General features: G+C 41.9%; 15 protein-coding genes. 6 read left to right on the plus strand and 9 right to left on the minus strand.

What is annotated here, in order from left to right; translation table 11 throughout:
- Nucleotides 1-120: 120 nt before the first annotated feature.
- Entirely contained in the window at nt 121-1,140 is a 1,020-nt protein-coding gene (locus tag BOD01S_RS14245; RefSeq protein ID WP_036153365.1) for a DUF2804 domain-containing protein, read from the plus strand.
- Nucleotides 1,141-1,511: 371 nt separating this feature from the next.
- On the opposite strand, the gene BOD01S_RS14250 is transcribed toward BOD01S_RS14245, so the two are convergent.
- Nucleotides 1,512-1,940, minus strand: coding sequence for a lipoprotein (locus BOD01S_RS14250; RefSeq protein WP_036153367.1), 429 nt, complete (start codon nt 1,938-1,940; stop codon nt 1,512-1,514).
- Nucleotides 1,941-2,307: 367 nt separating this feature from the next.
- On the opposite strand from BOD01S_RS14250, the gene helD reads away from it, so the two are divergent.
- Nucleotides 2,308-4,533, plus strand: a complete 2,226-nt coding sequence (helD, locus tag BOD01S_RS14255) for an RNA polymerase recycling motor HelD (protein WP_036153371.1) — start codon at nt 2,308-2,310, stop codon at nt 4,531-4,533.
- Between the two features lie 38 nt (nt 4,534-4,571).
- Here helD and BOD01S_RS23850 read toward each other — a convergent pair whose 3' ends face one another.
- From BOD01S_RS23850 to BOD01S_RS14270, 4 genes are all read right to left on the minus strand, one after another.
- A complete protein-coding gene (locus BOD01S_RS23850) occupies nt 4,572-4,697 on the minus strand; it encodes a hypothetical protein (protein WP_269845645.1) in 126 nt (41 codons plus the stop codon).
- A 193-nt stretch (nt 4,698-4,890) separates the two neighbouring features.
- A complete protein-coding gene (locus tag BOD01S_RS14260) occupies nt 4,891-5,763 on the minus strand; it encodes a GNAT family N-acetyltransferase (protein ID WP_036153373.1) in 873 nt (290 codons plus the stop codon).
- A 342-nt stretch (nt 5,764-6,105) separates the two neighbouring features.
- Complete coding sequence (locus tag BOD01S_RS14265) at nt 6,106-7,941, minus strand: ABC transporter ATP-binding protein (protein WP_036153374.1); 1,836 nt, start codon at nt 7,939-7,941, stop codon at nt 6,106-6,108.
- A 1-nt stretch (nt 7,942) separates the two neighbouring features.
- The gene (locus tag BOD01S_RS14270; RefSeq protein WP_036153376.1) at nt 7,943-9,658 is read right to left on the minus strand and encodes an ABC transporter ATP-binding protein; all 1,716 of its coding nucleotides are present in this window, start codon (nt 9,656-9,658) and stop codon (nt 7,943-7,945) included.
- 713 nt (nt 9,659-10,371) lie between these two features.
- On the opposite strand from BOD01S_RS14270, the gene BOD01S_RS14280 reads away from it, so the two are divergent.
- The gene (locus BOD01S_RS14280) at nt 10,372-12,384 is read left to right on the plus strand and encodes a bifunctional diguanylate cyclase/phosphodiesterase (RefSeq protein WP_036153380.1); all 2,013 of its coding nucleotides are present in this window, start codon (nt 10,372-10,374) and stop codon (nt 12,382-12,384) included.
- Nucleotides 12,385-12,511: 127 nt separating this feature from the next.
- Here BOD01S_RS14280 and BOD01S_RS14285 read toward each other — a convergent pair whose 3' ends face one another.
- Both BOD01S_RS14285 and BOD01S_RS14290 read right to left on the minus strand, forming a co-directional pair.
- A complete protein-coding gene (locus BOD01S_RS14285) occupies nt 12,512-13,000 on the minus strand; it encodes a threonine/serine exporter family protein (RefSeq protein WP_036153383.1) in 489 nt (162 codons plus the stop codon).
- 207 nt (nt 13,001-13,207) lie between these two features.
- Entirely contained in the window at nt 13,208-13,954 is a 747-nt protein-coding gene (locus tag BOD01S_RS14290; protein WP_036153386.1) for a threonine/serine exporter family protein, read from the minus strand.
- Between the two features lie 117 nt (nt 13,955-14,071).
- Between BOD01S_RS14290 and BOD01S_RS14295 the strand changes: the two genes are divergently transcribed.
- Nucleotides 14,072-15,481, plus strand: coding sequence for a polysaccharide deacetylase family protein (locus BOD01S_RS14295; RefSeq protein WP_036153390.1), 1,410 nt, complete (start codon nt 14,072-14,074; stop codon nt 15,479-15,481).
- Nucleotides 15,482-15,715: 234 nt separating this feature from the next.
- On the opposite strand, the gene BOD01S_RS14300 is transcribed toward BOD01S_RS14295, so the two are convergent.
- A complete protein-coding gene (locus BOD01S_RS14300; RefSeq protein WP_036153393.1) occupies nt 15,716-17,797 on the minus strand; it encodes a beta-propeller domain-containing protein in 2,082 nt (693 codons plus the stop codon).
- 226 nt (nt 17,798-18,023) lie between these two features.
- Here BOD01S_RS14300 and BOD01S_RS23730 point away from each other — a divergent pair, with 226 nt between their 5' ends.
- Nucleotides 18,024-18,227: a GNAT family N-acetyltransferase gene (locus BOD01S_RS23730; protein ID WP_233153149.1), complete on the plus strand. Its 204-nt coding sequence runs from the start codon at nt 18,024-18,026 to the stop codon at nt 18,225-18,227.
- Nucleotides 18,228-18,248: 21 nt separating this feature from the next.
- Nucleotides 18,249-18,563, plus strand: a complete 315-nt coding sequence (locus BOD01S_RS23735) for a GNAT family N-acetyltransferase (protein WP_269845646.1) — start codon at nt 18,249-18,251, stop codon at nt 18,561-18,563.
- A gap of 76 nt (nt 18,564-18,639) precedes the next feature.
- Here BOD01S_RS23735 and BOD01S_RS14310 read toward each other — a convergent pair whose 3' ends face one another.
- Entirely contained in the window at nt 18,640-19,830 is a 1,191-nt protein-coding gene (locus BOD01S_RS14310; protein WP_036153394.1) for an acyl-CoA dehydrogenase family protein, read from the minus strand.
- Between the last annotated feature and the right edge of the window lie 3 nt (nt 19,831-19,833).

The raw sequence follows: 19,833 nt of genomic DNA on the forward strand, positions 1-19,833 counted from the left end.
ATATATAAATTATAGCGGAATAAAATCCGCAATTTTCCAATTAAATCTCAAACAATTCCTTTATTGTTTTGTTAGAATAGGAAGAAAAGAGTAGGTCACAAGAGGAGATGGTGATGTGATATGAAGCAACATGCAGAAAAAGAAATATTTGAGGCAATGCCTCTTTGTGATAAGAAGGGTAACTTAAACCCCGAAGTAATTGGTTTTGCCCGAAAGCCGATCATTGACTGCAACTTAAGCGGTCATTTTATGCGCAAAAAAAAATGGAACTACTGGTGCGTATATGGGGAAGATATTTTATTTTCTGTCACGATCAGTCATCTCGACTACGCTGCCGTTTGCTTCGTGTACTTTCTTGAATATGAAACACAGCGCTATTTTGAAAAAACGATCACCATTCCGTTAGGCGCCAAGGTAAAAATGCCGACAAAAGTATTGGAAACCATCAGCTTTGCCAACAGTGATATGCACATCAATATTACCTATCTAAATGGTGATACTCATTTATCTGTCATTAGCAATGACTTTGACGGAGAGCACCTTTATGCAGAGCTCACAATCCACCACCCTGAAGAGGACGATTCATTAAATGTCGTCATCCCTTGGAACCGGCAAATGTTTCAATTTACAGCCAAACATCATACACTCCCAACGACAGGAATAGTAAAAATTGGCGACCGCCGCTATGTCTTCAATGAGGAAGAAAGCTTCTCTGTGCTGGATTACGGAAGAGGCGTTTGGCCGCGGGAGGCTACATGGAATTGGGCTATGGCAAGCCAGCGCCTGCGCGGACGCCGGATTGGTTTGAATTTTGGAGGAAAATGGACGGATGGCACGGGTATGACGGAAAATGCTGTGTTTATTGATGGTACAATGATTAAAATTCACGAGGACGTTCTGTTCGATTATAATCCGCAAAACTTCATGGAGCCTTGGACGGTCAAATCTAAATTTAGTGAAACGGTGGAACTAACCTTCACACCGTTTTTCGAGCGCGTTGCCAAAACAGATGCTAAGCTCATCCGTTCGGAAGTCCATCAAATGATGGGCTACTATAACGGCCGTATCCGTTTAGAAAACAGCAGTATACAAATTAAACAAATGCTCGGCTGTATAGAAGAACATGTAGCAAAGTGGTAGAGGACAAACGAATCCTTTCATGCATAAAAAAGAGGAAGAAAATCACTTTAGGATTCTCTTCCTCCTTTCTCTATGTTTTCACGGTTATAAACCGATATCCCCATAGCAAAGCCTATAAGCAAAATGATGCTAAGTGCAATGACAACCGATATTATGAAATGGATCATCACTTCACCACCCCTACTCCTAATTTTAAAAGTACTATTATTGAAAGTATCATCATACAATCCGGACATCCCGTAGAGCTTTGTATACTAAGCAAACGCATTAATAACTTAAGGCCTTGAGGAGCCATTATCTTCCTATCTCTTATATAAATATAAAACAGGGTCAAATCGATAGAGTTGAATCAAAAAAGCAATAATCTTTCTTTACAAATGTAAATCTCCGTTAAAGACAAGGCCGTTCCCATTTATATTAATTATCTTTAAGTGACTAGTACTTTTAATAAATACGGTTTTATATTGCTTTTCTCCATTTCCATCGATGATATACAGTACCCGCTTTCCGTCATTATCAGTTACTGTTTCAAAGTTATAATCTTTATCGCCTATTTGTTCAATAATTTTACTATATTCAGGTAATGAGGCCCATTCAATAGAATTAACATTTTCTTCAGAAGAACTTTCAATATATTCGGCTTGCTGTTCAGTCTCTTTAACCTCCGACTGTTCTTCCTGAGTTTGCAAATTTCCCTGTGTCTTCCCAGAAGCCTCTTCATTATTTGCAGGCGCTTCCTTATCACTGCAGGCTGTTAATATTGCCAGCGCGGTGATAAACATTATTGTCTTTTTAAACACTGTCCCTTTACATCTCCTTTTCAATAGCTTTCTCATCAATTGTAACAACAATCGCTCCCTATTATCTAGAAACAAATGAAAAGTTAGTCATTTTGTAAATGATAGTATGCGGGAAAGTATTGCTTTTTCCGAAGAAATAAAAGAGAAGATGTTCCAATATATCAGGAGCTCCCTATTTTCTATGGCTCCCCAATCTTTTATATAATAGAATAAAATTCTAATTTGCCTTCTTCACTTCAGAAGGCTTCCACTTTGATAGAAGGCAGGTTAGCATAAAGAACACTAGAGGCCGGTCCGAGTGACTACCAATAAAGAAATGAAAATCTCCACCCAGATATAATAGATCTAGCGACAGGAGGGAAATGCAATGAGTCAACAAACTGCAGAATATCAAAAAGAAGCAGCAAGATTAAAACATACAAAAGAATACATGAACATACTGCTAACAGAATCCGAAAGGGACCTGCAATCTTCTCAGGAGAAAATCCGATCAGCTATGGCAAACTTGGAATATATTGATTCGAGTGATAGCTATTTAAACATTTTAACTAACTCCCGATTCTTTGAAATGGCACGAACACAGAAAGAGGCATTGGAGGCAGTGATGAATAAGCCTTATTTTGCCCGTATCCATTTTCAGCGGGAGGGCGAACCAGAAGAGTTCCTCTATATCGGCAAAACCTCCCTTTTCCACCGGGATACACATGAGCCGATTATTGTTGACTGGCGTTCTCCTGTCGCCAATGTGTATTATGACGGACGACTCGGAGATTTAACCTATCAGGTAAGGGACGAGGAACATTCCGGTCATCTATTTTCGAAGCGGCAGTATAAGATTGAATCCGGAGAATTGCTTGATTACCGGGACATTGATTTGACGACAAATGACGAACTTCTTCAGGAAGCACTTGAAGGAAAGGCAGATGTCCGGCTCACTGAAATTGTTTCCACTATTCAAAAAGAACAAAACGAAATCATCCGTGCCCATCTACGTCAGCCGATTCTCGTCCAAGGGGCGGCAGGCTCTGGTAAGACGACAATCGCCCTTCACCGTATTTCCTACTTTCTTTATACAATGGGAGAGCATTTCAAGCCTGAGCAGTTAATGATCCTTGCTCCAAATAAACTGTTTATTGAATATATCGGTGATGTACTGCCAGAGCTAGGCGTAGATCGTATCTGCCAGACAACCTATGCTGAATATGTACAGAACGCAATCGGCATCAAATTAAAGCTGCAGAATCCAAACGAACAGCTCGAGAGCATTGTCGAAAATAATACAGATATGCTTCCCCGTTTCAATATCCCGCAAATAAAAGGCTCTCTTCTTTATCGGGATATAATGGATCGTTATACGGCTATGCATGAACAAAAACTGGCCGCTCTTTTTGAGGATGTATTTATTGAAAAATACCGCATTCTACGGGCTTCCCATCTTAAGAAACTGTTCCTCGTTGAATTTGCCTATATGCCGATTGAGAAACGGCTGGAACGGATTAAGAAAGTCATTCAGACAGAGGTAAAGCGGAAGACAGCAGCTGTTTTGAATACACTAAATGCAAAATATGAAGAGATTATCGGGCGGGCTTTGAACGGTATTCGGGATGATGCAAAACGTCGCCGTGTCGTCACGAAATATATTGATGAACGTGATGAGCGCATCCCGAAAATCAAACAAGAGGTAAAGTCCACAGCCACTCTCTATATGCGGAAATTTGAAAAGGTAAAAATTAAGATCATGTATCGTGAGCTTGTAACAAATCGTATGCTTTTATCGGAGGCAGCACCCGAATGGTCTTTAGAGGAAATCGAGATGTTTCTCTCCGCACATCGGAAAGAAGCTTGGGTACTTGAAGATTTAGCAGCCCTTTACTATTTGCATGCTCGTATTAAAGGAGTTCCTGACAAATGGAAAATGCGGGTAATATTCATTGATGAAGCACAGGATTATTCCCTCTTCCAGCTCGCTGCTCTGAAGGCTGGACTGGAAACAGATATGTTTACGATGGTAGGTGATCTAGCCCAGGGAATTCACAGCTACCGCTCTCTTACCGAATGGGAGTCGGTGCTTAAGCTGTTCCCGCGCGCCACTTATGCTACGCTGCAAAAAAGCTATCGTACAACGATAGAAATTATGAATACAGCCAATAAAATTCTAGCGAAAATGGACGAGAATTTACCATTGGTCGAACCGGTTGTACGACATGGAAAACCGCCAGTCTTCATTCCATGCCCGGCATTTGACGAGAACGTTATAATAGAAACGTACCGTACGATTAGATCGTCCGGCCATCGTTCCATTGCACTTATTACAAAAACGACAAGCGAAGCAAAAAAATTCGCCGCCGCCCTTGTAAAAGCTAATATTGAAGCTGAACTGCTCGACGAAACAGCCGCACTTGATCAGTCAAAGCTTCTCATCGTACCAAGCCATCTTGCGAAAGGGTTGGAATTCGATGCTGTCATGATTGCCGCTTTTGATCCCCCTTTTTATGATCATCCGGTTGATAGAAAGCTGCTATATGTGGCACTTACACGGGCTATGCATGAGCTCTATTTAATCGGTCCAAATGAAGAAACCTTTTTATTATAAAATAAAAAAAGCTGCACTGATATCGGCATCAGTGCAGCCTATTTACGTTCAGGTACTTTGATAAACGGCTGTTTTTTCTTTAGCTTGAACAGCTTTTCTTTTAATAGCTGGATATAGGAACGTTTCGGACCCGCCTTATCCTTTGGCAGCGCTGGCATACGCATCTGCATCATCTCCTTTGTTAAAAGTATATGCAGACACAGCACTTCATATGCTTTCTTTCAGCACAATATTAATAACTTTCATTGCTGTTTGCCTTTTACCGGCTATCTATTAGCAACAGGAAATACTGGTTTCCACTCAGCAAAAAAAGAGCCGCTTTTTCTCTTTTTATATATACTTTGCAGATTATGACGGTCATCCACTGTATGCAAAATAATCTACCTGTGCAGCCTTGCTGAAGCCTGCCTTCTTATATACAGCCAATGCTCTGTCGTTCTCCAGCTCCACATCAAGCAGCACATGCTTTTCCCCATTTTGGAATGCAAGCTGCTTTACAAAACATAGAATTGCTGTACCAATGCCCCGGCCTCCAGCATCGGGATGAACTGCAAACGCTGTAATCCATTGGGCTTCCCCTTCTTTTCGTGTTGTTACTGTCCCGATGATATTTCCATCCTCTTCTGCTACCCATAGCACAAGCCCTTCTGTATGCGTATTGAAATGGATTAATTCGAGCGCTTCCTCTCGCAGGTCACCGAACGCCTCGCTAAATATGTCAACAAGCGATTCTGTATCCTTGGCAGCAAATGGACGGATTTTCAGACCAGGATGACTTTCCGACTGCTCTGCACGTGCCTCCAATGTCGCTTCTGAAAAACTATAAACATATCCATGTTTCTCAAGGAACACGAGCCCGCTTTCCACTCCTTCCATCATCAGGGCAAGCTCTCCTTCAGCTCCCCTTACCTCAAGTCCCTCACGCAGAACATGATAGATGGCATCACCTATTCCGATTCGGCGGTACATTGGGGAGACGATGATTGACCATTCAAACGTGTTCAACCCAAGCAGATCAATGGCACTCGCCAGCCCGACCAGCCGGTCATCCTCATCGTTGTAAACAAGCACAAAAAAACCTGATACCTCACTGTTTTGAGCAGTCGGCAAATTTAAAATGGATTCATAGTGTGCTTTATCTGCATGATGCACTTCTTCACAAAGCGCCTTCATCTCGCTATATGTCTCCCTATCGACAGGGAATGATACCGTCATAAAAGAAAAATTCATACATCGAACTCCTTGTAAAATGATGTTCTTTATTTTAGAGGAACGATTCTCATTATGCAATCCATCGTTTTGATAATTTCTCCTTATTAGGCCTTTATTTATGAAGTTGTCGTAGGAGCGGTGATATTTTGGTGGTTATCAGGGATTTCTGGGGAGTTATCAGCGGTTCTCACCAATTTATCAGCGTTGCCTAATAAAAAGAAATATCTGAAAGGTACCCCTTGCACAAAAAGAGCCTCATGCTTATATGCCATCCTAACAGCCAGGCTTATTTGCAAATATTCACCAATAGAAAGAGAGCTGTCCCCGGAAAGTGCTTACTTTTCAGGGCAGCCCTCTTTATTACCTGTCTAACAGTGCATCAATATCTTTTCCTGCCCGGAGCATACTTGCATAAATGCCGCCGCGGGCAATCAATTCTTCCTGCATACCTGATTCAACCAGCTGACCTTGCTGCATAACGAGGACGACATCGGCATTTCGTACAGTATTCAGACGGTGAGCAATTACAAAGCTTGTTCGCCCTTCCATCAACACCTCAAGAGCTTCCTGAATCTTCATTTCTGTCACTGTATCAATCGAACTTGTCGCTTCGTCCAATAACAGAACAACCGGGTCGGCCACGAGGGCCCGTGCGATGGAGAGCAGCTGCTTCTGCCCCTGTGAGATTTCGCCGCCATCTGCTGAAAGTACTGTCTTGTATCCTTCGGGCAATTTCATAATGAAATCATGAGCATTCGCTTTTTTTGCTGCCTCTATAATCTCGTCATCTGTCGCATCCAATTTTCCGTAACGGATATTGTCAAACACGCTTGCTTCAAATAGGAAGGGGTCCTGCAGCACAAAGGCCATTTGGCTGCGAAGCGTTTCCCTTGCAATCGTCTGCACATTACGCCCATCAAACTCTACAGTACCGCTTCTGACATCATAAAAGCGCGCAAGCAGCTGCATAATCGTTGTCTTTCCAGCTCCTGTTGGCCCTACTAATGCTACTGTCTGGCCGGGCTGAATAGCAAAGTTTATATCAGACAGCGTATCCTTTTCTGCCTCGGGATTGTATTTAAAATAGACTTGGCGAAACGTCACAGCACCTTGAAGCTTGATATCCCTTACTCCTTTATCCTCCTCAGCCGGTTCATCCAGAATGGCGAAAACACGCTCTGCTCCTGCAATAGCTGAAAGAACTGTATTGAACTGGTTTGCCAAATCATTCAGCGGCCTTGTAAATTGGCGTGCATATTCCGTAAAAATAACGATCGTACCGATAGTGACATAACCATTTAGCGCAAGTAGACCGCCAATGCCGGCTACAATTGCAAAACTCATATTATTCAGAGCGTTCATCACTTTGGGAATATACCCCGAATAAGATAAGGCCCAAAATCCGACTGTTCGGAGACGTCCACTTTTCTCCTCAAACTCCTCAATCACCTGCTGCTCCTGAGAAAAGGCTTTAACGATGCGCTGTCCGGAAATTGTCTCCTCAATCATTCCATTCAGCGCACCAATAGCCGCCTGCTGCTCCTTGAACAGTCTGCCTGTCCGGCGTGTAATCCAGCGCATGGCCATAAACATAAGCGGAATAATAATCATCGTCAGCACTGTCAGTAAAGGGCTCAAATACAACATGACAAGCACTGTGCCCGTCAAGGTTAGCACACTTGAAACAACTTGAATAAAGGCACTGTTCAACGTAGAGCTCAATGTTTCAATATCATTCGTAGCACGGCTCATCAATTCTCCATGCTGGCGTTTATCAAAATAGGTTACCGGCAGGTGCATCAGTTTGGCAAATACACCTGTACGCATACGATAAATCGTAGCCTGCGCGATGCCGATCATCCAGTAGTTTTGTAAAAACAAAGATATAGACAATATACAATACACTACTATCAGCACCAGAATAAGGTTAATCATTCCGTCATATTCTCCTGGCACAACATAGTGATCAATAATTCTTCCAACTAAAAACGGGCCGGTAAGCGATAAAACGGAGCTTACAAGAACCATCATAAACACAAGTACAAGGAGTGAACGCTGCTCATCAACAACTTGCCATATGCGCTTAAGTGTATATTTCCAGTCAGCAGCCCGGGCTCCCTTCTGTTTCTTGCCGGAGCCCAAGTCGTCTTTCTTTAAGATCCGCTCATAGCCGAATGGATTTTGTAAGTATTTCATATTACTCCACCTCCTGCTGTGAAGCGGCTATTTTTTTATACAATTCACTGCCGCTGAGCAGCTCCTCATGTGTCCCAAAGCCTACTACCCGACCTTCATCCAACAGCAATATCCGATCTGCATCACGGGCTGTACGCACCTTTTGTGTTACGACAAGCATTGTTGTTTCTTCCTCTGCTAACGCATCCCACAATGCTGCTTCTGTCTTCACATCAAGCGCAGATGTACTATCGTCCAAAATTAAAATATGTGATTTACGGATAAGCGCCCTTGCAATCGATAGGCGTTGTTTTTGTCCCCCTGACAGGTTGACACCTTTTTGCCCAACCTTTGTCTCATAGGCATCTGGAAAGCTCTCCACTGCACTGTGTATCTGTGCCTGAGCTGCTGCAGCCTGGACTTCCTCCAATGCTGCGTTTTGCTTGCCCCAGCTTACATTATTTACAATAGAACCTGTAAATAACATTGATTGCTGAGGAACAAAGCCAATCATCCCTCTCAGTATATCAAGGTCCCATGACGCCACATTGCGTCCGTTTACATATACTTCACCGGCTGTTACATCGTAAAAGCGCGGAATCAAACTTAATAGCGTAGATTTGCCTGCTCCTGTCGCACCCATAATAGCAAGTTTCTGTCCTTGTGATACAGAAAAAGACACATCAGATAAGACATCAACATTTGTTCCAGGATAACGGAATGTCACATTATGAAATGCGATTGTTCCAATTTGGTTTTCCTCTATTTCCTTAATGCCTGCTCTGTCTTCTGTTCCTTCTTCGATCAATAAAATGTCTTCCATACGTTCTGCTGATGCCTTCGCACGTGCAAAAGCAATGATAATAAAGGCAAACATTGAGAAAGCCCCTGTCATACGCATCGCGTAATTTACAACAGCAACAAGATCTCCTACCTGTGCATTTCCACTCCGTACCTCGGCAGAACCGAACCATAGGGCAAGAAGCAGGCATAGGTTCATTACGACGAGAAGCACCGGCATAATCAGTTCCATAATACGCAGTGCCTTTACCGTATCTACCTGAAGGTTGGAGGCAACCTTTTGGAAGCGACTCGCCTCGTACTGCCCCCTCATATATGCTTTTACAAGCCGGATTGCCTGTAAGCTTTCCTGAAGGACACGATTTACACGGTCAAGTCTAGCTTGGACTACCGAAAAATATGTAATTCCTTTTTTGACCATTATAATAAGGAACACTAATAAAAAAGGGACACCTAATAACAAAAATATTGCCATTTTGGCATTTACTAAAAGCGCCATAATAATACTTCCTATTACGACAAGAGGGGCTCTGAGCATAATTCGCAAACTCATAAACAGGACGTTCTGCACCTGTGTAATGTCGCTTGTCAATCTTGTAATTAGACTGGAGGTCGGAAACCTCAAATATGTCGCCATTGTAAATGATTGGATTTTCCGAAATAAAGCATTCCGCAGATCAAATCCAAAGCTCTGCGCTACATGGGAACTAAAATAGGAATTTGTGATCCCTGCTCCTAACGCAAGAAAAGATAAAAATAGCATGACGATTCCCCATAGCCAAATGGCAGTACCGTCACTCGGCAAAATTCCCTCATCAATAATTTTCGCAATGATGAGCGGCTGTGCCAATTCGACAAACAGCTCCACAAACATTAGCATCAGCGCAATAATTGCAGGCCATCTGTAAGGTTTTACATAAGAAAAAACTGCCCTCACAAAAGCATCTCCTATCAATTAATTCGAAACTCGAATCTTTTATTTCCCCATTATGACATAATATTCAGTATTTTTGAACGGTCGGTTCGAAAAAAGAACACGCTATTATTTGGTTGAATATGTCAATTGTGTTACACAAATTTATAATCATCAGCAAAAGGTAGCAAATTTTTGATATGCAATTTAGGCATTCTCTGCTGTTATGACCGCCTATTCTGCAGTCCACTACAGTCTAACTCCTTGTTTCCATTACCTTTTATTGCCTATAAATGTAATATCCCCTCTCCCGATTTCTTTACTTCTGGAATAGAAATCATTTTTTATATACAACATTTTAAGAAGAACAGTATAAAAGATACAGAAAAGAAATATAGAGCCATCCTCCCTTTGCATTGCAAGCTCTTTTACCAATAAATTATCCCTGATTTTCCACCGTACTTTTCCGTTCTTTTCTCCTAATTTAAATACAATATCCCTTCCATTCTGCATAGGACACCTTTGTTAATTTAAAAAGATAAGTATACTGCACTCCCTTATAAGGGTATAAATTTCTTATTACCATTTTAATATCTTTTCTTCTTTTTTTTTGAAAGCAATGATAAAAGTCCTTCTTCAAATTACTATCAAAATATTAATAGTAGTTTAATAGTGACTATGAGACTGATATTACCTATAATATTCTTATACATTTACAATTCAAGGAGATATTATTCATGAGTCCACTACAAATGTACCAAATGAATAACGAACTATTAGAGCAGACTCCTTTCCCATCTTTTATCATAAGTCGTCAAGGGAAAGTACTGAAATGGAGTGCACTAGGTCGTCATTATTTTGGTTATGAGGCAGATGATTTTATAAAAGGTTCTGTAAGCGATTACTTGTTCGCTTCATTACCAAAAGATGTGCAGGAAGCAATTTTTACTAGTGAACAATCCATCCAGTTCAATCACCTGCACCTGCTATCAAAAAAAGAGGAGCTAATAGAAGCCTCCCTGCTGACAAGACCATGTCGATACAATGAAGAAGAGGCAATTTTTGTCATGACAGTTCCCCAACAGGACGTTGTGACGGCAGATGATCAGCAGCAGGAGCTTATCAATTTACAAAACGGGATCCAGTCTTCTTTTATGACTGTCACACTGGATTACGAAGGATTCATTATTGGCTGTAACCAGCAATTTTTAAAAGCAAGCCATTGGACGCCAAAACGTGTACTCGGCAAGACTTTTTGGAAGCTGTTCCCTGAGAATGAGGAAAGCGCAAAGCTTACACAGACAATTTGGAGAACAATGAATAATGGACATATATGGCAGGGAGAAGTAGAGAAGGCAACAAAGGACGGCCAAACTTATTGGGTGCATTTGACGGCTATTCCGACCCTTGGGCTAACGAAGGAGAAAACTCGCTTCACCCTTATTGAAAAAGATATTACAAAAGATAAAATTATTCAGCTGCAGCTCGAAAAAATCGCTTATATTGATACAGAAACGGGTTTGATGAATATCCATCGCCTTGAGAAAATCATTAACGACATGATCGGGGCAAAACGGCATTTTTCTTTCGTTTACTTAAGCATTGATAAATTTTACACATTAAAAGACCTGCACGAAAGTGAGATAGACAGCGGACTTATTGTAGAATTTACAAAACGCATGAAAATGTACTTCCAGGACAGTACGATGGCACGTATTAACGAGCATGAATTTGTTGTCATCACTCCGCTGCCTGAATGGTTTACCCAGGGATTCCTGACGTATTTGCAGCAACATCCAATCTATAACCAGAATGTAGCCGTACCGCTTTCTGTAAGCGGGGGGATTACACGTTATCCAGAAGACCAATCGACATTCACACAGCTGATGAAGGCTTCTCTTGCAACGATTGCTTCTGTCCGGGAAGCTGGGGGCGACAGTATCGTTTCCTTATCAAAAACAACGCATAAGGCTCTAAACCGTAAAGCTGTAATTGAGAAACGTCTGCTTTTGGCTTTAGACCAAAAGAACTTAAAAGTTTTATATCAGCCGCAATTGGATTTAAAAACAGGCAACATAACAGCCGTTGAAGCGCTTGTTCGTTGGGAAGATGAGGAAATAGGTGTTGTGGCACCAGATGAATTGATTCCGATCGCCGAAGAAACCGGCTTAATCAACCGTATCGGCTCCTTCATGCTGGAGCGTGCCTGTGAACAGGCTGTAGAGTGGCGTAATGCCGGTATCAACCTAAAGGTAAGCATTAACTCTTCGGTACGTGAATTCCGGGATAAAAATATGGCAAAATCCATTTTGGATACACTGGCGAAAACAAATTGTCCGCCTAGCCTGCTTCAAATTGAAATCACGGAGAAGTTTGCATTAGAGGCTGAAGCAGAAACATCCATTATTAAGCAAATGCGCCAACTAGAAAATGAAGGTATTACCTTTGCGCTAGATGACTTCGGTACAGGTTATGCTTCCTTCCGCTATATGCAGCTGCTGCCAATTGAAATCTTGAAAATCGACCAAACGTTCATCAGCTCCCTGCTGCAGTCTGAAAAAACGCAGCGTTTAATTGATGGTATGGTGAAATTCGGAAAATCGATGAACTTAACTGTATTAGCAGAGGGCGTTGAAATCGAGGAACAAAAAGATTTACTGAAAAGCTACGGCTGCGATAGTATCCAAGGTTATTATATCAGCAGACCTGTAGAGCCTAAGGAAATCGAATATATGTATAGTGGAAAATAACCGAGGATCATCTTCAGATAATTCATCATTTGATGCGCCACGCAATGCTATAGTCTGTAATTAGGCAAATAGCTTGTTTTCAGTAAAACTAAACCCGCTCATCTTTTTACCGATGCAGCGGGTTTTCTTATTTTAATTTTGTTGCTTTCTTCTCTTTAACAAATGATTGGATGGATGTACGTCCTCTATTCATAAAGCGGAACATCAGCTGCATGATGACTTCAGCAAAAACGAGGCCCATCGCAATAGCGCCTGAAATTAAAAAGGCACGCATCCCGTATTCCATCCCTGTTAAATAATCCACCTCAACAATATGACGCATCGCATTATAAGCAATACCACCGGGTACAAGCGGAATAATGCCGGAGACGCTGAATACAATCATCGGCATCCGGAATTGTCTAGCGTAAATATGCGCTACGATGGCTACGACAAAAGCACCTAAAAAAGAGGCATGCACTTCATATACACCATTTTGAGATAATAAGGAGTAAATTATCCATCCTACTGCTCCTACAATACCACACCATGGAATGGCTTTAATGGGTGCATTGAAAATGACGCCAAAGCAGGCTGTTGCCACAAAGCTAAGCCCTATTTGTAAAAAAGTTTCCATATTGACGTCCCCTCCATCTATTATGTATCGATATTGTTATACCTGTATGAAGCTTCGCCCTTACGCTGACAGCACACATGTCGGTTAGCTGATACTATACAGCAGCCAGCCTAAATCACCTTTTCGGATAACCGCCTGAGCCTGCAGTTTTTACAGGCATACCGGTTACCCGCTGAAGTGAGTCCTCTGCCCATTTGCCACTTCAAGTTAAAAAGATAGCACAAGAGCGATTCCCGCTCCTATCGCAAAGGCCGTCAGAAATGCTTCTACACCTTTCCCCATACCTGCCATAAAATGCCCTGCCATTAAATCACGGACTGCATTCGTCATAAGTAAGCCAGGTACGAGAGGCATGACTCCCCCAATAATAATGCGGTCTAAATCTTGTCCAACTTCAAATTTCACCGCTAAGAAAGCGATGATTCCTATTACCAGCGCTGCCAAAAACTCCGAGAAGAATTTCACCCTTGTCTTTGCATGAACAACGGTTACAACATACAAGCCGACACCGCCAGCCACAAAGACTGCCGGTACATCTAGCCAAGAGCCTTTCAATAAGATGATGAAGCAGCTGCTGGCAATAGATGCTGCCAATACTTGAAGTAAAATCGGCAAAAAGTAATTAGTTTTTTGTATTTTCTGTAACTCGTCATAAGCTTGTTCCAATGTTATGATGTGAGATGTAAGTTTTCTAGATACATTATTTACAAGTGCTATTTTATGCAAGTCTGTGACCCTTGTAGAAATGGATGTGATTCTCGTAGGCTGGGTCCTTCCGAGGGAGAAAATAATCCCCGTTGGCGTTACATAGCTTTGCGAGTTTTCCATGTTTTGAGAGTGCGCCATACGCAGCATTGTATCTTCTACCCGATATGTTTCGGCCCCGCTTTCCATCATAATGCGGCCTGCAAGCAAAATACAGTCGATTGCCAATTCATTATCATATATGTTCATCTGGAAATGGAACCCCCCTTTTGGATAGACACATCTTAACGAATAAATGAAAAAACCTCAACTTCTTTTTTATAAATCCCATGGATATTGACAGTAATAGAAAGGAGCGCATACATCATGGAGCATATACCTGGAAGAAGGCGCAATCCTTGGATTGACTTTGCATTAATTACTTTTATATTAGCATTGACTGGTGCTATTGTTTTTTTCATCACTTCAGAAGACGGGAAAGCATTTTCTCACTCCCAGAAAACAGCTGCCGGATCCCCGATTGATTCAACGGTAACGAAAGAATCTTCCACTTTCCCGGAAGTTCTTGTGGTGACAGAAAAATCAACTGAACGCAGTGTACCCTTTTTCATCCAGTATCCACAAATAGAAGATGAAAAATTCAATACGATCATAGAAGATTACATACAAAAATCAAAAAAATCCTATATAAACGATATGCTTAAAAGTAAAAATAAAGACGGGAATACTTCTCCGCCAGCCGCGCTTACAATCCAATTGGATACATATCAGCACAATGGCAAATATTTTTCCTTCGTTTTTACCGAGCATATTTCCAAAAATGATAAAGACATAAAGACAAACATAAAAACCATTTTTTATGATAAGGAGAACGCTAGAACTATAGATATCCGGACGTTGCTCGGAGAAGATATAAATAGTCTGGAAACACTCTCCCACCATATACGGACTCGATTAAAAACCAGTCCCACTTCACGTAGGAGCATCTGGCCGGATAAAGTGGACCTTGCAACAGAGCCTCGTTGGGTCTTATTTGACCAATTTGCTATTTCTCATAATGAGCTCATCATATACTTTGATGCAGGGATGATTGCCCCTGCCAAAGTGGGCCCTCTTTCAATCAATGTATCGTTGTCATTTTTGAATCCGCTCCTTGCCTCCGACTTTCAGCAGCCAATTGGAACAACAGAGACACCTCCTGCTAGTCAGGGAAACGAGCAGAAGCGGGTAGCACTCACTTTTGATGATGGCCCGCATCCTGAAGTAACGCTTCAAATTTTGCAATGTTTAGAGCGTTATCACGCGAAAGCAACATTCTTTATGCTTGGGAACCGCGTTCAGCATTACCCGGATATTGCCCGGAAAGTGAAGGATGCAGGTCATGAATTAGGGAATCATACATGGAGCCATCCTGTGCTTACTAAACTAACAGCGGCTCAAGTTATGAATGAATTTGCAACAACTGAAGAGGCAATTTTTAATGCCACCGGTCAAGAGGCCACTGTATTTCGTCCTCCTTACGGTGCAACAAATGAAGCAATTGAACAGAATCTTCCGCGTGACGGTATTCTTTGGTCGATTGATACATTAGATTGGAAACATAAAAATGCTGATAAAGTAGTTGCAATGGTAAAACAGCAAATACATAATAATGCCATTATCCTTATGCACGATATCCATCAATCAACTGCTGATGCGCTTCCTGCAGTTCTTGAGTTCTTATCAAAAGAAGGCTATGAATTCGTAACTGTAAGCGAAATACTGCCCTATCATTAACCATTCCCACAAATGAAGAAATGGCAAACTTCCTATAGCAGTCCTTTGCCACTTCGCAAAAGTATCGCCTTTTCACTACCTTATAAACTGTTTCAATAAATTAGAAAAGGCTGTGTTAAAAGCTAATGTAGCTTTTAACACAGCTATTCCCCGCAATATACGTGCGGACGTATCAATATGTCATTATTCCGCAAAGGAGGTGTCCCAGAGAAAACTTTCCGGACACCTCCTGTTTTATTTCAATTTTACTGTTTTCAGCTTGTCAAATGTTGTTCGGTGATAGGACTCAATTTTAGACGGTGAGATCGCATACATTGTATCCCCGACATACAGTAACCGCTGCACGCTTGTATTCCATTCCTCATATTGTTCCCCTTGTGCCTTTGTGATTAAATCTCCGGCAAGATCAATACCGTCAGAAGTAATACGGTAGATAAGGGCGCCGCCACCCATATATTGTTCTTTATTATAAAGGACAACAGGGAATCCATAAAAGTTATTTTTCTTGTCGCGATACAAAGCTTTATGGTCGTGCTGTACATCTGAATATGTCCCTCGTCCACCGATAATCTCACTGTCTACTTCTTTTGGCTTTGAAACATCGCTTACATCAAACAGCGATACCTTCATTCCCATCGTATAAACGATCGGCTGCTTCGTATATGCATCCGGCTCTACTTTTGTATCGTAGCCGATTCCAATAAGATGCGTCTCATCGAGTGGATGCAGGTAATTACTGAAGCCCGGAATTTTCAATTCACCAAGCACTTTAGGAGCTTTAGGATTTGCTACGTCGATGATAAAGAGAGGGTCTGTTTCTTTAAATGTAACGATATACGCCTTCTCTCCCATAAATCGGACAGAGTAAATCTTTTCCCCCCGGGCTAAATCCGTCAGCTTTCCAACCTCTTGTAGATTTGCGTCCAAAACGAACAGATGATTATTGGAATTCGCCCCCTGCATCGAGGCCTGCCCTGTCGTAGTAGCGATACGGAAGTATCCATTATACTCATCCATAGAAAACTGGTTAACGAGTGATCCCTCAACTGTTGTCCGGGCAGTCATGTCGATAGAAGTACCATTAATGGTGAACTTATATAACTCTGTATCATTGTTCCACATCGGCATAATCGATGTTTCCCCTATAGAATACTGTATCGCTCCTAAAGATGTATAGGACGGCGCCGCCATATAAATCGCTTTTTCTGACATATACAACGATGAGCCTGCGCCTACAAATGTCTCTACTACAAATTCGCCCTTTTTGCCCTTACGCAGATCAAGTGCTGAAACAATGGCGTAATTTGCCTCCCTGCTTCCCGGAAAAATATGGATAGTATCGAGCGGTGCACGCGTCATTTCCTTTTTACTTGAATCGAATAGTCGCGGTCTTAAATCCAGCTCTTTCTCTTCCTGCAGCAGCCAATAGTTTGGACTGCTGTTTGTTACCATATATAAAATGCCATTATATTCCCGTATGCCGACCGCATATCCTTCCTGACCTACTTCCCGGATAAGCTGCGGCTTTGCGGCATCAGAAACGTCATAGACTGCGACCTGCGTCATGCTTGTTCCAGAATAATAACCTCTTTTTCTTTTTTCCTCCACATATTTATCATAAAATACGAGCAGTTTTCCTTCATGCAAAAGAAGCTTCGATGGATAGGCTTCCTGCAGACCGATTTTACTCGCTATCTCCATCTTTTTTGCATCCGTAATAAAGATGCTTTGATCATTAATCGAATAAATATATTTTCCATCTGTAACAGCAATATCTCCTTCTTCAATACCTTCAACCTGATTGTTTGTACCGGAAGAGGAGCCTGCTGTGTCATTGCTGACCATAGAATCAGACTTTTCTTCCTCTATTTGGACGTAAGAGTTATTGCCCTCATTTAATACTGCTTGGAAATAATCCTGTAAATCCTTTTCAGACTTAATGGCCTGCAATTCTTTTACTACTGAAAAAGAAATCGTTATATCGGAGGAAGCCTTCTTCTTAAACGCCGTCTTTTTTATATGAAGAGTATAGGAACCTTCTGTCAGTTTTTTTATGACAAGTGTCTTATTATCCTCTTCCAGAGAAATAAAAGGACTTACCTTTTTCCCCTTCTCACCTAACACATAAATCTCGCCATTTGAAATACTTGCTTTCTTAAGCTGTCTATCGAAGCTTGCATAAAAACCCTGATCCTCAAAAACAATCGATGAGGCGTACGCATGAGGCTGCGGACTAAAGAAATAAGCAACCCCAAACAAGAGCACCGCTGCCAATGCTAATATTCCACTAATTTTTAACTTCTTTTTTTCTTTCATTCCATCCTGCCTCCCTTTTTTACAGTAGACTTACATCAGGAAAAAAAGTTACGCTTTTTCTGTATATTTTGTAAAAAGAATACAGCCTGTACACTCTCAAGAATAGGATTATTTTGGAGGATATCCTTATAGAAAGCCATGTTATAGAGAAAAGTTGGGGAATTCATGTGTATTCATTAGTCAGCTCGTCAATGACAATGAGCTTTAAAAGGAGGAAATGACAGGAATGAAGTTAACAAGCGGCAATTTATTTTTAAAAATTATTTCCAATGAAGATTTAGATTTCATTTGCCAAATCGAGTGTGACCGTGAGTTATGGCAGTACGAAGAATCGGTAGAAACGGATTTAGACACTGTATGGAGGAAGTATAGCCAAAGACTAGCGGATAAAGCAAAACCAAAAAGATACGATTTCCTCATCTGTTTATAACAGGGGGAAACGATAGAAAAAATCGGCCTAGCCCAAATCTGGAGCTATATCGATTTTAGGGAAAGTTGGGAAATCGGCTTTGCTGTACTGCCTGAATATAGCGGGAAAGGTTATGGAGGAAAAGCAGCGGAACTTCTTTTAAAATGGAGCTTTGAAGGGCTTGGCGCTCATAAAATTGTCGGTATGTGCAACGCCCAAAACATTGCGTCTTCTTCTGTTATGGAGCGGATCGGCATGACCCGAGAAGGAATCTTTAGAGGGGAGCTGATGTGGCGGGGGCAATGGACGGACCAATATTACTACTCTATTTTGGAAAAGGAATACACTTTAAAATAGAGAAGCCTGCTTTGCAGGCTTCTCTATTTTTCCACCGCCGCTGTTTAGTAAATAGTTATGGCTTCTATACAATCTGCTAGTCAAAAGGCCAAGACGGCAGCATATGATTAAGCGGCTTGTCTTCGCGACGGCCAAGTACATAATCTGCCTGCATGATCGTATGGATTTCCCTTGTTCCTTCATAGATAACAGGTGCTTTAGAATTGCGTAAATATCTTGCAACCGGATACTCGTCAGAATAGCCATAGGCGCCATGGATCTGCAGTGCATCATCTGCCGCCTTATTGGCAAAATCACAAGCCTGCCATTTCGCAAGCGACGTTTCACGGGTATTGCGGACTCCTTTGTTCTTTAGCTCTCCTACACGATATACAAGCAGCCGGCTCATCTGATAGCCTGCCTCCATCTGTGCAAGCATCTGACCAACTAGTTGATGCTCGCCAATCGGCTTACCGAACGTTTCCCGTTCCTTACAGTATTTAATACTTGCCTCCAAGCATGCCTGAATGAGGCCTACTGCTCCTGCTGCTACAGTGAAGCGGCCGTTATCGAGGGCAGACATGGCAATTTTAAATCCTTCCCCTTCTTGGCCAAGGAGATTTTCCGCCGGTATGCGAACGTCTTCGAAGAACAATTCTCCCGTATTCCCCGCCCGAATGCCGTATTTGCCTTTAATCGCCTTTGAAGAGAATCCTTCGAAAGTACGCTCCACAATAAAAGCGCTGATGCCATGATGCTTCTTCGACTTATCCGTGTAAGCAAAAATAATAAAATGGTCTGCTACATCGCAGAGTGAAATCCATGTCTTTTGGCCGTTTAATATATAATACTCCCCATCACGGACAGCTGTGCTCTGCATGGCTGCAACATCTGAACCTGCTGCTGGCTCTGTTAGTCCAAAGGCGCCGATTTTCTCGCCTTTTGCCTGCGGAACCAGGTACTTTTGCTTTTGCTCTTCTGTCGCCCATTGCATAAGGGTCATGGAATTCAAACCCGTATGCACAGAAACAGCCGTTCGGAAAGCTGTGTCCCCGCGTTCCAGTTCCTCACATACGATAGCAAGGCTATTATAATCCATGCCTGCCCCGCCGTATTTTTCAGGTACGCATACTCCCATTAACCCAAGAGCAGCAAGGCGCTGCCAGATGCGTCTATCAAACGCACCTGCAGCATCCCACTCCCCGATATATGGCATAATTTCTGCATCTACAAACTGCCTCACCGTTTTTCTCAATAACTCCTGCTCTGCCGTAAAGTCAAAATTCATAAG

The organism is Lysinibacillus odysseyi 34hs-1 = NBRC 100172 (assembly GCF_001591965.1).
Classification (GTDB): domain Bacteria; phylum Bacillota; class Bacilli; order Bacillales_A; family Planococcaceae; genus Lysinibacillus_B; species Lysinibacillus_B odysseyi.

Coding starts and splice junctions, on each gene's coding strand:
- BOD01S_RS14245 (WP_036153365.1), top strand. CDS start 121: ATGAAGCAACATGCAGAAAAAGAAATATTTGAGGCAATGCCTCTTTGT.
- BOD01S_RS14300 (WP_036153393.1), bottom strand. CDS start 17,797: ATGAAAGAAAAAAAGAAGTTAAAAATTAGTGGAATATTAGCATTGGCA.
- BOD01S_RS14295 (WP_036153390.1), top strand. CDS start 14,072: ATGGAGCATATACCTGGAAGAAGGCGCAATCCTTGGATTGACTTTGCA.
- helD (WP_036153371.1), top strand. CDS start 2,308: ATGAGTCAACAAACTGCAGAATATCAAAAAGAAGCAGCAAGATTAAAA.
- BOD01S_RS23730 (WP_233153149.1), top strand. CDS start 18,024: ATGAAGTTAACAAGCGGCAATTTATTTTTAAAAATTATTTCCAATGAA.
- BOD01S_RS14290 (WP_036153386.1), bottom strand. CDS start 13,954: ATGAACATATATGATAATGAATTGGCAATCGACTGTATTTTGCTTGCA.
- BOD01S_RS14265 (WP_036153374.1), bottom strand. CDS start 7,941: ATGAAATACTTACAAAATCCATTCGGCTATGAGCGGATCTTAAAGAAA.
- BOD01S_RS14285 (WP_036153383.1), bottom strand. CDS start 13,000: ATGGAAACTTTTTTACAAATAGGGCTTAGCTTTGTGGCAACAGCCTGC.
- BOD01S_RS14310 (WP_036153394.1), bottom strand. CDS start 19,830: ATGAATTTTGACTTTACGGCAGAGCAGGAGTTATTGAGAAAAACGGTG.
- BOD01S_RS14280 (WP_036153380.1), top strand. CDS start 10,372: ATGAGTCCACTACAAATGTACCAAATGAATAACGAACTATTAGAGCAG.
- BOD01S_RS14260 (WP_036153373.1), bottom strand. CDS start 5,763: ATGAATTTTTCTTTTATGACGGTATCATTCCCTGTCGATAGGGAGACA.
- BOD01S_RS23850 (WP_269845645.1), bottom strand. CDS start 4,697: ATGCGTATGCCAGCGCTGCCAAAGGATAAGGCGGGTCCGAAACGTTCC.